Below are 13,141 nucleotides of genomic sequence, written 5' to 3'. Positions count from 1 at the left end.
ATTGAATAATGAGAGAAAAAACACATGACACCAGATGGATGGTCTGTGTTGCACTTATGGCAGCGATCGTCATTGTCCTTGCGAACACACCGCTTGGCATGATCCAGCTTCCGATCATTAAGGCGACAACAGTACACATTCCTGTCATCATCGGAGCAATCCTTTTGGGGCCTTTTGCGGGAGGCGTTTTGGGAGCCGTATTCGGCATCTGCTCCGTCATCAGCAACACCATGGCACCTACACTTTTATCCTTTGCGTTTTCACCTTTTATGAGCACGACCGGATTTCCCGGAGTTGCCAAAGCGCTGTGGATCTCAATCGGATGCCGTATCCTGATCGGCGTCGCCGCCGGCTGGCTCTGGCGCCTGTGCCTTCATTTCCACTGGAATCAGACAATCTGTCTTCCGATTGTGGGCTTTGCAGGATCTATGGTAAATACCATCACCGTCATGGGCAGCATTTATCTGTTCTTTGCCAGAGAGTACGCCCAGGCACAGGACGTAGGACTGACTGCCGTGTGGGGACTCATCATGGGAACCATCACCGCATCCGGCATTCCGGAGGCCGTCGCATCAGCTGTACTTGTGCTGGCGCTGGGAAAAGTACTTTTGAAATTTATGAAAAAAAGTTTGATATAAAAATAACGGGGAACGTAGTAAAATTGAATTTTGCTACGTCCCCCGTTATTTTTTTAACGTCTGATTTCCAGCAATTTTGCTTTCAGTTCTCCTTCCAGCCGCTGTATTTCCTGTTCCGCTTCTCTTCTCTTTGTCCGTCCTTCCTGCTGGATCTGCATTACCTCATCAAGGGTGGAAATAAGAGATTCATTTGTGGCTTTCAGTGTTTCCATATCCACGATTCCCCGCTCGGATTCTCTGGCGGATTCTACAGACGCCATCTTCAGTTTTTCTGCATTCCTGCGAAGAAGTTCATTTGTCATATCTGTCACTTCCCGCTGTGCAGCTGCTGCCTGTGAGGAATGCTCCACGCCAAGGGCAAGCACCATCTGACTTTTCCACAGCGGCACGGTATTGACAATGGTAGATTGGATTTTCTCCACCATCAGCGTATCATTGTTCTGCACCAGCCTGATCTGCGGAGCAGTCTGCACTGCGATCATTCTTGTCAGCTCCAGATCATGAACTTTCTTTTCAAAACGTACACACAGAGATTCCAGGTCTTTCGCCGCCTGAATATCCTCCGGGAACTCGCTGGTCTCCGCTTTCTTTATCATTTCCGGGAGTTCCTTTGTCCTTACATCCTCTATCTTCTTTTTTCCTGCCGCAATATAGAGGTTCAGCTCTTTATAATATTCCAGATTCTGCTGATACATCTTATCCAGAAGAGCTGCATCTTTCATAAGCTGAACCTGATAGCCCTCCAGCGTTTTACAGATCTTGGAGATGTTTGCCTCCGCCTTATCGTATTTTGCTTTCATGGCTGTCAGCTTATTGGCATTCTTCTTAAAAAATCCAAAAATTCCTTTGCTTTCTTCCTCGTCAAAATCTTTCAATTCAGTGACGACATCGGTAAGCAGCCCGCCGATTTCACCGAGATCTTTGGTACGCACATTTTCCAGTGCCTTTTCAGAAAAATCCGCCATCTTTTTCTGTACGCCGGAGCCATACTGCAAAACGGCGTTGGAATCATACAGATCAATCTCTCCGGCAAATGCTTCTGCTCTTGCTTTTTCTTCCTCTGTAAGAGAGGTCTGTTCTGTTAGGGTTTGATATTCTTCGTTCATGCTCATTTCCTTTCCTGATCTGTTCTGTTATTTTCTGTTTTTCTGAAGGCCGTCCTCTGTCAGCCCCTCCTGCGCCAGCATTGCTTCCAGTACGGAAATATCAGAAGAAATATCCCAGGCCACGTCTTCAAACAGGCTGTCCAGCAATTTCTCAAAAGCTGTATTCAGCGTATCCAGCGTCTTTTCAATCTCTTCTTTTGCCTGGCGGATATTTTCTCCTGCTTCCGGCTGGCCGTCCAACTGCTCGTAAGCCTCCAGAAGTTTCACCGTTGTGGGGAGATAGTATTCCATCATTTTTTCAATATCTTCCACGGCAGAAGGATCTTCCCTCACCCGGTCAAATATCCTGCGGACCAGAAGTTCGATCCGGTCAATTTTCCGGGAAATTTCCACTCCCGGAATGGCATCGTTGCACTCCCGGATTTTCTTCACATACCAGTTTCCCAGGCTGATGACTTTTTCTGCTTCCGTCTCCGGCTTTTCCGGTGTTCTTTCCTGCCTCTGTCTCTCCTGTTCCCTGGCTTCCCGGCGCTCCTTCTCCGCCTGCATGTGGGCTTCTCTTTGCCGTTTCAGCTGCTGATATTCTTCATAAAATGCGTCCGTCACCATAAGGCAGGTTTCCTGATCGTCCAGATGCCCCTGCAGAAACCAGCGCTTTTCGATCATCTGTTTCAGATCCTTTACAACGCCTTTTGCTGATCTTCCGCTTTTATCGGCCAGTTCCTTTACATTGCAGTAGACTCTTCCCTGCATGATCTCAATATATTTATGAAAACGCCTGTTCCTTCCAAGGCGGGTCCTGCCGTTCCATATAAGAACAGCTCCTGCTGCGACCAGCAGCAAAAGCATCCCGATCAAAAGGCCTCCCAGCCATGGAAATGCTCCTGTTACCGCTACGGTTATTACAGTTGCCGCCAGCACAAGACTGCCTGGGATCAGCAGGAGGCATCCGAGAATCGTTAAAATGATCCCTGCTGCTTTTACTCCTTTATTGCCGGCAAAAAGAGTGAGGGGCTTTGTATCCGGCCTGCTGTATTCCTGTCCATCCCACCGGAAATCCGGACCGCTTTTCTCAAAATCAGCGCCGGACTGCCGGAATCCTTCGCCTGTCTGACGGACACTCTCCTTGAACTGAAACACCGCGTCATTTACTGTATTTGCAATTGTATCATTAAGTCTGCGAAAATCCTGGGAGTCAATGGCATTTTGAACGATGTTCCGAATGTCGCGCCCCCATCTTTCCCAATCCTGGTTCATGCTTTCTGCGTCCTTTCTGTTCTTTGTCTTCCATTATAGCAAGTTGCCGGCCTGCTGACTAGTGTATTACTGCATTCCCTTTCAGATAAGTTCCCCTTGTGATATAATATTTTTATAAGCATCTGCCATGCAAAAAACTCCGGAAGGCCAAACACCAGCGAGCGTGAAGCCCAAGGAAACTAACGTTTAAGCATGGCGCATAAAAAGGAGGAATACTTTATGTCCGAGAATAACCTATCCTGCATTGACTGTGCTGTAAAAAACTGCGACAAGGAGGATCGCTCCTATCCGCCTTTCTGCCTCACAACGCACATGGATCACGAGATTCTTAACGAAGCTCTCTCCTGCTACCAGGAGCCGGAAAATCACGCAATCATGTGCGCTGCCGCAGAAGTGGAATTTGAGCACTACTGTAAATATACCAGGGTAGAGGAAATCATGGCTTTTGCCGAAAAAATAGGCGCAAAAAAGATAGGCATAGCCACCTGTGTGGGACTGCTGGCGGAAAGCCGTACCCTGGCGCAGATTTTTCGCAGCCATGGATTTGAAGTTTACGGAATCGGCTGTAAAGTAGGAGCCATCCCCAAAACAGCTCTCGGAATTGATGAAAAATGCAACGGCGTAGGCAAAAATGCCTGCAATCCTATTCTGCAGGCCAAGCTTCTTAACGCCGCGAAAACCGACCTCAACGTGGTAGTAGGTCTCTGCGTCGGCCACGACAGCCTGTTTTACAAATATTCCGACGCCATAGTTACAACAGCCGTGACAAAGGACAGAGTTCTTGGGCACAATCCGGCGGCTGCACTTTATACTGCCAACTCTTATTATTCAAAATTAAAACAGGAAGGTGAGGTATGATGAAGAAATTATCTTCAGAAGAATTAAAAGAACAGTTAAAAGAACGAAAAGAAGGGTCTCTGCTTCCTCTTCGCGAAATTCTGGTTGAAAATGCCGACCTTAGCGGCTGGAATATGGACCATGTTGACTTTTCCCTTTCTACTTTCCGAAACGTCTGTTTTGACGGAGCAAGCCTGAAAGGGAGCGCTATAGAAAACTCTCTGTTTGATCAGTGTACGTTCCGCAAAACCTGCTTTCAAAACGCCAATATGAAAGGCGCTGCCCTCCGCTATGACGATCTGACCGGAGCCGATATCCGGGGCGCCAACCTCTTTTCCGCAGTGTTAGAGTTCGCCGATCTGACGGATATTATTTCTGATAAGGATACAAAATTTTTCCGGCTCTACTGTCCGGAGAAGGGCGCTTTCCTTGGATATAAAAAATGTTTCAACAACCGGCTGGTGCAGCTTCTTATCCCGGCTGACGCCAAGAGAACTTCCGCCACTCTAAACTCCTGCCGCTGCAGTAAAGCTAAAGTTCTGACGATCAAAAGCTTCGACTATTCCGAAGAATATGACGAAGCCTGGTCTCTTGTAGATGAAAATTTTGTTTACCGCCGGGGTCAGTGGGTAGAAGTCAAAGATTTCAATGAAGACCGATGGCAGGATTCTACCACCGGAATCCATTTCTGGCTCACCCGCGAGGAAGCCAAAGCTTATTGATGCATCAACGCTTTATTTTCCGCTGAACACCGGGAACATACTGTACTCGCCGTAATCCTTGAGATCTTCCATTTTTTTCAGGATATCCATATCCTCTCCGGAAATCTCAAAATCTATCTGTGCATTGCTCTTCATATGCTCCGGATCTGCCGTTTTCGGCAGAGGCAAAAGTCCCAACTTCAATGTCTAATACCTATATTCTATTCCAATATATGCTCTCCGGGCATGTATTTCTTGACCTTGTTCTCTTATCCGTGATACACTGAAATTATCTAACAGAAGGAGGGATTTCTATGGAATTTCGTGTACTGAAATACTTTTTGATGGTAGCCCGGGAAGAAAACATCACACATGCCGCCGATCTTCTGCACATTACACAGCCTACCCTGTCCCGGCAGATGATCCAGCTTGAAGAAGAACTGGGCGTGACCTTGTTTCGCAGGAGCAAGCACCGCATTGTACTGACTGAAGACGGAATGCTTCTTCGGCGCCGCGCCGAGGAGATCGTATCTCTCACCGAAAAAACCGTTGAGGATATGCAGCATAAAACGCCACAGCTTACAGGGAAACTATCCATTGGAAGCGGTGAGTTCAAAAGTTCGCAGTTCCTTGCAGAACTTATCGCCTCTTTTCACCGCATGTATCCGCAGGTACACTTTGAAATATACAGCGGCAATTCCGATAACATCAAGGAACGGATCGACCGGGGTATCCTTGATATCGGTCTTCTTGCGGAGCCCGTCGATATATCAAAGTACAACTTTGCGCGCACTCCCTTCAAAGAACGCTGGGGACTTCTGGTAAAAGAAGATTCTGAATTTGCCCGGAAAGAATACGTAACTCCCGAAGAAGTCGTCCTCTCTCCGGTGATCATGACACAGAGGGAAATGATGCAAAATGAACTTTTAAACTGGTTCGGAGACTGTGCCGACCGGCTTCAAAGCATCGTATCCGGAAACCTTCTGTACAACCTTACCGCACTTGCCAAATGCGGGCTTGGCAACGCGCTTACACTGGACTTAAATTGTTCCTATGATGGCCTTCATTTTGTGCCCCTTAAGCCTGCAATGGAAACCGGTACCGTCCTTGTCTGGAAAAAAGCACAGATTTTTTCACCGGCGGGAAATGCTTTTATTACTTATACCCGGCAATATCTGAATGAGCTCCACGATAATTAATCGCTTGTTTCCCCCTGCCAGACACAGGGTTTACGGCAGATCTTTTCTTCCCAGCCTGCCAAGCAGTTTCCCCATGTAATAAGAGAAAACCGCCCACAATCCCATCATTCCAAGGTATTCAGCGAAAAAGGAAGCCAAAGGCTGGGACATATCAAAAAATACAAAATGTGACTGCAGGAACATATAGGAGGCAATACCATTTTTTCTGAAGGCATAGATCCCATATCCGCAGAGCATAACTGCCAGAATACGCAGTGCCCATGTCCGGATCCCGGAAGGATTTCGGATACCCGCCGCCCTCCGTATCATTCCCATCACCATACTCCAATGAAGCCCCAGATGCATGCTCATAAAGAGAAATCCCCAGTACGCGGCGAGCATGTGAATGGTTCGGGCAATGCCCATACCTCCGGATATATCCAGGAAGTCAAAAACTTCTCTGGACAGGATGATCCCGCTTACCATCAGAGCGATCATTGCCGCCAGAAGAAGAATATTTAATACTGTCTGCCAAATTCGCAGCGGCGTATATTTTCCTCTGAACAAATTTCTATACCATTTCCAATTCAGAGCATGATGAAAAATAAAAAGGATAAACATGGCAAGTCCCATCCATTCATGCACTGTCTCTCCTACCAGCAGATACGCCATTAAAAGGAAAAGCAGGATTGTCATTATCATATCCACAACAAGTTTCAATACCATCTTCGGTTTCAAAAAACATCCTCCTTCTTCTGTTGTTTTATTTATTAAAAGAAGCATACTAAGTCTTTATGTTAATGTCTAATACCTATATTGAATATATATCAATTCATTTCAGGCGGTCAATTGAAAAATTAGTTGCAACATAGGTCGTTGCAGTTAGAATTATAAGGCATATGGGCCATGGAGTTGCAGTTGTAACTTCATGGTTTCTTTTTGCCTTTTTTCCAGTATACTATCCTTGTCCTGCCTTCGGATTGGAGGTAACCATGAGTAATAAACACCTTACATATGATGACAGGCTTGCCATCCAGGCAGGTCTGCAGCAGGGATTGAAGGTCGCACAGATCGCCAAAAACATTGGAAAGGATCGGTCTACTGTCGGCAGAGAGATTAAAGCACACAGGAGGCTGGTCTCCACTTCCAAAGGCAACAACTGTATCCATCATCGTACCTGCACCAGAATCCCGAACTGTCGTCTAGGCTGCTTTCGTGGGAAGAAGCAGTGCCAGACAGCCTGTGGACGATGTCAGGAAGGGTGCCCTGATTATCAGGAAGAGTTCTGTATAGACTATGAAAAGTCGCCGTTTGTATGCAATGTATGTGACCACCGGCTTCGTTGCCGTCTGCGCAGGATGCTTTACGACGCCAGGTATGCTCAGCAACAGTATGAACAGATGCTCTCTGAATCACGGAAAGGCATCTCTCTCTCGGAGCAGGAATTAAATCGGATCAATGATACGATCACACCGCTGTTAAAAAAAGGACAGTCACTCCCGATTATCTGTGAACGTCACAGAGATGAACTGCCAGTATCGGAACGGACAATCTATTCCTATATTGATGCAGGTCTTCTGGATGCCAGAAATATAGACTTGAGAAGGAAACTGCGCAGGCCGGAACGGAAAAAGAGCGGCCCGGTTCTCCGGGTAGACCGGAAATGCCATATCGGACGCAGTTATGAAGAATACGAGGAATATATGCACCAGAATCCAGATGCCATGGTCAGCCAGATGGACAGTGTGGTCATACACAAAGGAGGCCAGACACTGCTGACAATCCTGTTTACCAACTGTGACTTGCAGCTCATGTTTCTGAGAGAACGCAATACAGCAGGATCTGTAACGGAAATATTCTGTCGGCTGAGGAAAGCACTTGGAGACGAAAAGTTTCGGATACTTTTCCAGGTTATTATTACCGATCGGGGAAGTGAATTTAGCGATCCCCAAAAAATCGAAGCAGATATGGAGACCGGGGAAATTCAATGCCGCGTATTCTATTGTGATCCGATGAATACAAATCAGAAGAGCAACTGTGAAAGGAACCATGAACTGATCCGCTATATCATACCTAAGAAACATGGAAAGGATGAATATACGGAGGAAGAGATTAGGAAAATGATGAACCATATCAATTCCTATCCGCGAAAAAAATGGAACGGACAGGCTCCAATCGATCTTTTTGTCAAGATCTACGGTCAGGAAACTGCGAACCTCCTGGGCCTTGAGAAAATCCCGTCCAATTCCATAACCCTTACACCGGCTTTGTTTAAGAAGTAAACCGGAATTTTAGAGAAGGCAGGACACGATAAAAAAGAGAACACAAACGGGGTGCATTTACAACTTCTGCGAAAAGTAAAAAATGCAGTCTGTGTTTTGTGATGCCTTCCTTTAAGAAATTTTACAAGGAAAATCGAAAAAAAGCAATCCAAAGCTAGAAAAACAGATTAAAACTGTTGCAGTTACTCATGACAGCGTGCAGTTACAACTTCATAAAGTTTTCAATGTGCAGTTACAACTTCAATGTTGCAGTAAGGATTTCAATCAACCATTCATTTCAGGCATAGATCAAGAAATGCACTTTAAGCATATATGAAAATTGAATATAAGCATTAGACATATTTCTTTGCAAAGACTACAATGAAATTGTTCAAAGAAACATTTTCATTTTATATAAATGCTTTTAATAAGAACAAAACATACTTTCGAAAGGAGGAAGGAAATGACCATTCATGAGGCAAGCGAGCGCTATAACATCCCTCTTGATGTCCTTCACGAGTATGAGCGCTGGGGACTGTGCGGAGCAGTTAAGAAAGTAATGGGGGCCTGGCAGTATGATGACACTGACCTGGAACGCTTAAGTATGATCATGACTTTACATGATATCGGTTTTGAAACCTCCGAGATAGAAAACTACATGAAACTTCTTCTGGAACAGGAAGACAGCGGCGACCGCCGGCTCCATATGCTTGAGCAGAAACGCCGCACCCTGCTGGACGATATCCATTTCCGCGAAAAGCAGATCAGCAAAGTGGATTACCTCCGCTATCAGATCCGTAACAATGAAAAAAATAAAAATATTATTTAAGGAGGCTTTTATTATGAAAATTCAGGACAAAGAAACTTTCGACAAAGCAAACATGTTTGGACTGGGTCAGGAAAACTCTGCTTTTGCTCAGTATTTTATCGGTAATTCTTACTTAAATCCGCTGACTCAGCCAGAGGAATGCCCGATTTTCCTTGCCAACGTTACATTTGAGCCGGGCTGCCGCAATAACTGGCACATCCATCATGCCAGGACAGGCGGCGGACAGATTCTCATCTGCACAGCCGGCAGCGGCTGGTATCAGGAAGAAGGCAAGGATCCCGTAAGCCTGGAACCTGGTACTGTCATTGTGATCCCGCCGGAAGTAAAACACTGGCACGGCGCCAAAGCTGACAGCTGGTTCTCCCACATTGCATTTGAAGCTCCCGGAACAGAGACCAGCAACGAATGGCTGGAAGCAGTGGACGATGAGGCTTATTCAAAATTGCAGTAAGACAAAAAATAGAGACACCGCCTGTTACCCCAGAAGTGAGAACGGCGGTGTCTGTTTTTTTAACTTTCTTTACTTTTTCCCTTTACATCTGTGAAATATCGGTTCCGAAATATTTCTCTGAAAGCTGTGTCAGTTGTCCGGATTCTCTTAACTCACCGATTGCCTCGTTGACGGCTTTCCTAAGATCTGCAGTTGCCTCTCCTTTACGCATCGGGATCGCCACTTCAGATGCCTCGTCTGTCAATACAGCAATCTTCACATCCGCTTCAGGGTGTTCCTCTACATAGTCATAAAATGTAACCTCGGCATTCAAGGTTGCATCAATCCGACCGCTTAAAAGAAGCTCAAAAGTCCGGTTCAACTCCCAGTTTTTCAGCGATCAGCTGACCGACCTCCACATCATATCCTGTCAGGTTCCCGTTCTCGTCATGATAGGTCCATGGAGCCCAGGTTCCCTCCATAGCAATGGTTATGGTCCCCCGTTCCCGAATATCCTCCAGCAGATTATCTGTCTGCTGTTCTTCCTGCCCTGCTGTACTTGCGCTTTCTGTACTGTTTTCTGCGCATCCGCCAAGTACAGCCAGAGAAATCATTGTCATAAATATTCCTATAAAACGTTTCTTCATCCTATCTTCTTCCCTTCTTCTATGTTTTTTATTCTGTCTTTCAATCCGTCCCCTTTAGCCGACCATTCTGATAAATTCTTTTGACCGTTCTTCCGCCGGGTTTTCAAAAAATTTTTTTGCAGATGCGCTCTCTACGATCTTCCCATTCTCCATAAAAACCACTTTGTTGGAAACATGTCTCGCAAATCCCATCTCATGCGTCACCACAACCATCGTCATGCCTTCATCAGCCATCTTTCTCATAACTGTAAGCACCTCTTCCGTCAGCTCAGGGTCTAACGCTGACGTAGGCTCATCGAAAAAGATAATATCCGGATCTGCTGCCAGTGTACGCGCAATAGCTACGCGCTGCTGCTGGCCCCCGGACAGCTGCGCCGGATAGTAAGCGCATTTATCAGATAATCCTACTCTGTCAAGCGCCTCTCTTCCTGCCTTTTCCGCCTTTTCTTTTGAGATTTTACGTGCCAGCAGACCTTCTGTAACGTTCTGCAGTGCCGTTTTATTCAAAAACAGATTGTAATTCTGGAAAACAAAGCCGGTATGTCTCCGGAACCTGGAAATCTCTTTTTTTGTTACAGTCTTAAGCCGAATTTCCGCATCCTGAAATCTCATGATCCCTGCGTCAGCCCTCTCCAGAAAATTCATACACCGCAATAATGTCGTTTTGCCCGTCCCGCTGGGACCGATGATCGTCATTACATCGCCCTTGTCAACCTGAAGACTGATGTCCTTTAAAACCTCTGTCCCGTCAAATGATTTGGAAAGTCCTTTTATTTCAAGCATTTTCTCACCTCCGTACTCTGCCATACACATTCAGCCGTTTTTCTCCCATATGCTGCAGCCATGTCAGAACTGTACAGAACAAGAGGTAAATGAGCCCCACTTCTATGTACAGTGCCAACGGTTCATAGGTTCGCGCTACAATACGCTGTGTCGCCATAAACATTTCCGTCACCGTAATATTAGCTGCCAGAGACGTATCCTTGATCATGGCGATCAGAGAATTAGCCAGAGCCGGAAATGCAATTCTCAACGCCTGCGGAAGAACGATGCGTCTCATGATTCTAAGATAACTCATTCCCACACACTGACCTGCTTCCATCTGCCCTTCCGGCACCGCTTCCAGGGCTCCTCTGATGGTTTCTGCCGCATATGCTCCTTCATTGATCGAAAAGACCAGTACCGCCGCCGGAAAAGGCTCGATCAATATACCTACATTGGGGAGTCCGTAAAATACTACAAACAATTGAACCAGAAGCGGAGTTCCTCTGATCACCCATATATAAAAGCGCGCCAGTTTCCGCAATACTCTGACCTGTGCAAACTGGATGACCGCCACGATCACTGCGATCACCATAGCAATTGCAAAGGAAATAGCCGTCAAGGGGATGGTCACCGTCAATCCCGGCAACAGGATATCCCAAAAAGCATCTGCAAGAATCTCAGCCAGTCTTTCGCTTATCATCTGTCAAACCACTTCCTTATCATTCTTTTTCTTCCTTTTTACTATACCTCCCACTATTTTTAATGTCTAATACCTCTATAACATATTGAAGAATGCTTAAATAGCATGGAAAAAGGATGTCTCTTTCCTACAGGTTGATTGAAATCCTTACTGCAACATTGAAGTTGTAACTGCACATTGAAAACTTTATGAAGTTGTAACTGCACGCTGTCATGAGTAACTGCAACAGTTTTAATCTGTTTTTCTAGCTTTGGATTGCTTTTTTTCGATTTTCCTTGTAAAATTTCTTAAAGGAAGGCATCACAAAACACAGACTGCATTTTTTACTTTTCGCAGAAGTTGTAAATGCACCCCGTTTGTGTTCTCTTTTTTATCGTGTCCTGCCTTCTCTAAAATTCCGGTTTACTTCTTAAACAAAGCCGGTGTAAGGGTTATGGAATTGGACGGGATTTTCTCAAGGCCCAGGAGGTTCGCAGTTTCCTGACCGTAGATCTTGACAAAAAGATCGATTGGAGCCTGTCCGTTCCATTTTTTTCGCGGATAGGAATTGATATGGTTCATCATTTTCCTAATCTCTTCCTCCGTATATTCATCCTTTCCATGTTTCTTAGGTATGATATAGCGGATCAGTTCATGGTTCCTTTCACAGTTGCTCTTCTGATTTGTATTCATCGGATCACAATAGAATACGCGGCATTGAATTTCCCCGGTCTCCATATCTGCTTCGATTTTTTGGGGATCGCTAAATTCACTTCCCCGATCGGTAATAATAACCTGGAAAAGTATCCGAAACTTTTCGTCTCCAAGTGCTTTCCTCAGCCGACAGAATATTTCCGTTACAGATCCTGCTGTATTGCGTTCTCTCAGAAACATGAGCTGCAAGTCACAGTTGGTAAACAGGATTGTCAGCAGTGTCTGGCCTCCTTTGTGTATGACCACACTGTCCATCTGGCTGACCATGGCATCTGGATTCTGGTGCATATATTCCTCGTATTCTTCATAACTGCGTCCGATATGGCATTTCCGGTCTACCCGGAGAACCGGGCCGCTCTTTTTCCGTTCCGGCCTGCGCAGTTTCCTTCTCAAGTCTATATTTCTGGCATCCAGAAGACCTGCATCAATATAGGAATAGATTGTCCGTTCCGATACTGGCAGTTCATCTCTGTGACGTTCACAGATAATCGGGAGTGACTGTCCTTTTTTTAACAGCGGTGTGATCGTATCATTGATCCGATTTAATTCCTGCTCCGAGAGAGAGATGCCTTTCCGTGATTCAGAGAGCATCTGTTCATACTGTTGCTGAGCATACCTGGCGTCGTAAAGCATCCTGCGCAGACGGCAACGAAGCCGGTGGTCACATACATTGCATACAAACGGCGACTTTTCATAGTCTATACAGAACTCTTCCTGATAATCAGGGCACCCTTCCTGACATCGTCCACAGGCTGTCTGGCACTGCTTCTTCCCACGAAAGCAGCCTAGACGACAGTTCGGGATTCTGGTGCAGGTACGATGATGGATACAGTTGTTGCCTTTGGAAGTGGAGACCAGCCTCCTGTGTGCTTTAATCTCTCTGCCGACAGTAGACCGATCCTTTCCAATGTTTTTGGCGATCTGTGCGACCTTCAATCCCTGCTGCAGACCTGCCTGGATGGCAAGCCTGTCATCATATGTAAGGTGTTTATTACTCATGGTTACCTCCAATCCGAAGGCAGGACAAGGATAGTATACTGGAAAAAAGGCAAAAAGAAACCATGAAGTTACAACTGCAACTCCATGGCCCATATGCCTT

At 45.9% G+C, this 13,141-nt stretch carries 16 protein-coding genes; 7 read left to right on the top strand and 9 right to left on the bottom strand.

The genetic code is table 11. The features are described 5' to 3' along the window. Positions 1-8 precede the first annotated feature (8 nt). The gene (locus EUBC25_RS08170; RefSeq protein WP_230105015.1) at positions 9-638 is read left to right on the top strand and encodes an ECF transporter S component; all 630 of its coding nucleotides are present in this window, start codon (positions 9-11) and stop codon (positions 636-638) included. 53 nt (positions 639-691) lie between these two features. On the opposite strand, the gene EUBC25_RS08165 is transcribed toward EUBC25_RS08170, so the two are convergent. Together EUBC25_RS08165 and EUBC25_RS08160 are read right to left on the bottom strand one after the other, a co-directional pair. Next, a complete protein-coding gene (locus EUBC25_RS08165) occupies positions 692-1,744 on the bottom strand; it encodes a toxic anion resistance protein (protein ID WP_230105014.1) in 1,053 nt (350 codons plus the stop codon). Between the two features lie 27 nt (positions 1,745-1,771). After that, the gene (locus EUBC25_RS08160) at positions 1,772-3,001 is read right to left on the bottom strand and encodes a 5-bromo-4-chloroindolyl phosphate hydrolysis family protein (protein WP_230105013.1); all 1,230 of its coding nucleotides are present in this window, start codon (positions 2,999-3,001) and stop codon (positions 1,772-1,774) included. 219 nt (positions 3,002-3,220) lie between these two features. Between EUBC25_RS08160 and EUBC25_RS08155 the strand changes: the two genes are divergently transcribed. Continuing rightward, complete coding sequence (locus tag EUBC25_RS08155) at positions 3,221-3,859, top strand: DUF1847 domain-containing protein (RefSeq protein WP_230105012.1); 639 nt, start codon at positions 3,221-3,223, stop codon at positions 3,857-3,859. Next, positions 3,856-4,560 (top strand): pentapeptide repeat-containing protein, encoded by a 705-nt coding sequence (locus tag EUBC25_RS08150; RefSeq protein WP_331471441.1) that lies wholly within the window; start codon positions 3,856-3,858, stop codon positions 4,558-4,560. The genes EUBC25_RS08155 and EUBC25_RS08150 overlap by 4 nt, the downstream gene beginning before the upstream one ends. A gap of 12 nt (positions 4,561-4,572) precedes the next feature. On the opposite strand, the gene EUBC25_RS08145 is transcribed toward EUBC25_RS08150, so the two are convergent. After that, the gene (locus EUBC25_RS08145; RefSeq protein ID WP_230105011.1) at positions 4,573-4,695 is read right to left on the bottom strand and encodes an oxidoreductase, aldo/keto reductase; all 123 of its coding nucleotides are present in this window, start codon (positions 4,693-4,695) and stop codon (positions 4,573-4,575) included. Positions 4,696-4,853: 158 nt separating this feature from the next. Here EUBC25_RS08145 and EUBC25_RS08140 point away from each other — a divergent pair, with 158 nt between their 5' ends. Then, positions 4,854-5,738, top strand: a complete 885-nt coding sequence (locus EUBC25_RS08140; protein ID WP_230105010.1) for a LysR family transcriptional regulator — start codon at positions 4,854-4,856, stop codon at positions 5,736-5,738. A gap of 30 nt (positions 5,739-5,768) precedes the next feature. Here the strand turns inward: EUBC25_RS08140 and EUBC25_RS08135 are convergent, their stop codons facing one another. Then, positions 5,769-6,455: a DUF4405 domain-containing protein gene (locus EUBC25_RS08135; RefSeq protein ID WP_230105009.1), complete on the bottom strand. Its 687-nt coding sequence runs from the start codon at positions 6,453-6,455 to the stop codon at positions 5,769-5,771. 254 nt (positions 6,456-6,709) lie between these two features. Here EUBC25_RS08135 and EUBC25_RS08130 point away from each other — a divergent pair, with 254 nt between their 5' ends. From EUBC25_RS08130 to EUBC25_RS08120, 3 genes are all read left to right on the top strand, one after another. Then, a complete protein-coding gene (locus tag EUBC25_RS08130) occupies positions 6,710-7,999 on the top strand; it encodes an IS30 family transposase (RefSeq protein WP_230105002.1) in 1,290 nt (429 codons plus the stop codon). A 442-nt stretch (positions 8,000-8,441) separates the two neighbouring features. Continuing rightward, entirely contained in the window at positions 8,442-8,807 is a 366-nt protein-coding gene (locus EUBC25_RS08125) for a MerR family transcriptional regulator (protein WP_230105008.1), read from the top strand. Positions 8,808-8,820: 13 nt separating this feature from the next. Continuing rightward, positions 8,821-9,258 (top strand): cupin domain-containing protein, encoded by a 438-nt coding sequence (locus EUBC25_RS08120; protein ID WP_230105007.1) that lies wholly within the window; start codon positions 8,821-8,823, stop codon positions 9,256-9,258. 82 nt (positions 9,259-9,340) lie between these two features. On the opposite strand, the gene EUBC25_RS08115 is transcribed toward EUBC25_RS08120, so the two are convergent. The 5 genes from EUBC25_RS08115 to EUBC25_RS08095 form a co-directional block, all read right to left on the bottom strand. Next, positions 9,341-9,619: a transporter substrate-binding domain-containing protein gene (locus EUBC25_RS08115; RefSeq protein ID WP_230105006.1), complete on the bottom strand. Its 279-nt coding sequence runs from the start codon at positions 9,617-9,619 to the stop codon at positions 9,341-9,343. Continuing rightward, the gene (locus EUBC25_RS08110) at positions 9,603-9,884 is read right to left on the bottom strand and encodes a transporter substrate-binding domain-containing protein (protein ID WP_230105005.1); all 282 of its coding nucleotides are present in this window, start codon (positions 9,882-9,884) and stop codon (positions 9,603-9,605) included. The genes EUBC25_RS08115 and EUBC25_RS08110 overlap by 17 nt, the downstream gene beginning before the upstream one ends. Positions 9,885-9,938: 54 nt before the next feature. Next, positions 9,939-10,667, bottom strand: coding sequence for an amino acid ABC transporter ATP-binding protein (locus tag EUBC25_RS08105; RefSeq protein WP_230105004.1), 729 nt, complete (start codon positions 10,665-10,667; stop codon positions 9,939-9,941). A gap of 4 nt (positions 10,668-10,671) precedes the next feature. Next, on the bottom strand, positions 10,672-11,349 hold the full coding sequence (locus EUBC25_RS08100; protein ID WP_230105003.1) for an amino acid ABC transporter permease: 678 nt from the start codon (positions 11,347-11,349) through the stop codon (positions 10,672-10,674). Positions 11,350-11,751: 402 nt separating this feature from the next. Continuing rightward, positions 11,752-13,041, bottom strand: a complete 1,290-nt coding sequence (locus EUBC25_RS08095) for an IS30 family transposase (RefSeq protein ID WP_230105002.1) — start codon at positions 13,039-13,041, stop codon at positions 11,752-11,754. Between the last annotated feature and the right edge of the window lie 100 nt (positions 13,042-13,141).

This window comes from Claveliimonas bilis, from assembly GCF_020892095.1.
GTDB classification, from domain to species: domain Bacteria; phylum Bacillota; class Clostridia; order Lachnospirales; family Lachnospiraceae; genus Claveliimonas; species Claveliimonas bilis.
Note: the sequence above shows the minus strand (reverse complement) of the source record. Positions and strands in the feature narration are given on the sequence as shown.

Bases quoted from the DNA above. Each gene is read 5' to 3' on its own strand.
- EUBC25_RS08110 (WP_230105005.1), bottom strand. From the start codon at position 9,884: ATGAAGAAACGTTTTATAGGAATATTTATGACAATGATTTCTCTGGCT.
- EUBC25_RS08095 (WP_230105002.1), bottom strand. From the start codon at position 13,041: ATGAGTAATAAACACCTTACATATGATGACAGGCTTGCCATCCAGGCA.
- EUBC25_RS08165 (WP_230105014.1), bottom strand. From the start codon at position 1,744: ATGAACGAAGAATATCAAACCCTAACAGAACAGACCTCTCTTACAGAG.
- EUBC25_RS08155 (WP_230105012.1), top strand. From the start codon at position 3,221: ATGTCCGAGAATAACCTATCCTGCATTGACTGTGCTGTAAAAAACTGC.
- EUBC25_RS08170 (WP_230105015.1), top strand. From the start codon at position 9: ATGAGAGAAAAAACACATGACACCAGATGGATGGTCTGTGTTGCACTT.
- EUBC25_RS08160 (WP_230105013.1), bottom strand. From the start codon at position 3,001: ATGAACCAGGATTGGGAAAGATGGGGGCGCGACATTCGGAACATCGTT.
- EUBC25_RS08100 (WP_230105003.1), bottom strand. From the start codon at position 11,349: ATGATAAGCGAAAGACTGGCTGAGATTCTTGCAGATGCTTTTTGGGAT.
- EUBC25_RS08130 (WP_230105002.1), top strand. From the start codon at position 6,710: ATGAGTAATAAACACCTTACATATGATGACAGGCTTGCCATCCAGGCA.
- EUBC25_RS08120 (WP_230105007.1), top strand. From the start codon at position 8,821: ATGAAAATTCAGGACAAAGAAACTTTCGACAAAGCAAACATGTTTGGA.
- EUBC25_RS08125 (WP_230105008.1), top strand. From the start codon at position 8,442: ATGACCATTCATGAGGCAAGCGAGCGCTATAACATCCCTCTTGATGTC.
- EUBC25_RS08145 (WP_230105011.1), bottom strand. From the start codon at position 4,695: ATGAAGAGCAATGCACAGATAGATTTTGAGATTTCCGGAGAGGATATG.
- EUBC25_RS08105 (WP_230105004.1), bottom strand. From the start codon at position 10,667: ATGCTTGAAATAAAAGGACTTTCCAAATCATTTGACGGGACAGAGGTT.
- EUBC25_RS08150 (WP_331471441.1), top strand. From the start codon at position 3,856: ATGATGAAGAAATTATCTTCAGAAGAATTAAAAGAACAGTTAAAAGAA.
- EUBC25_RS08140 (WP_230105010.1), top strand. From the start codon at position 4,854: ATGGAATTTCGTGTACTGAAATACTTTTTGATGGTAGCCCGGGAAGAA.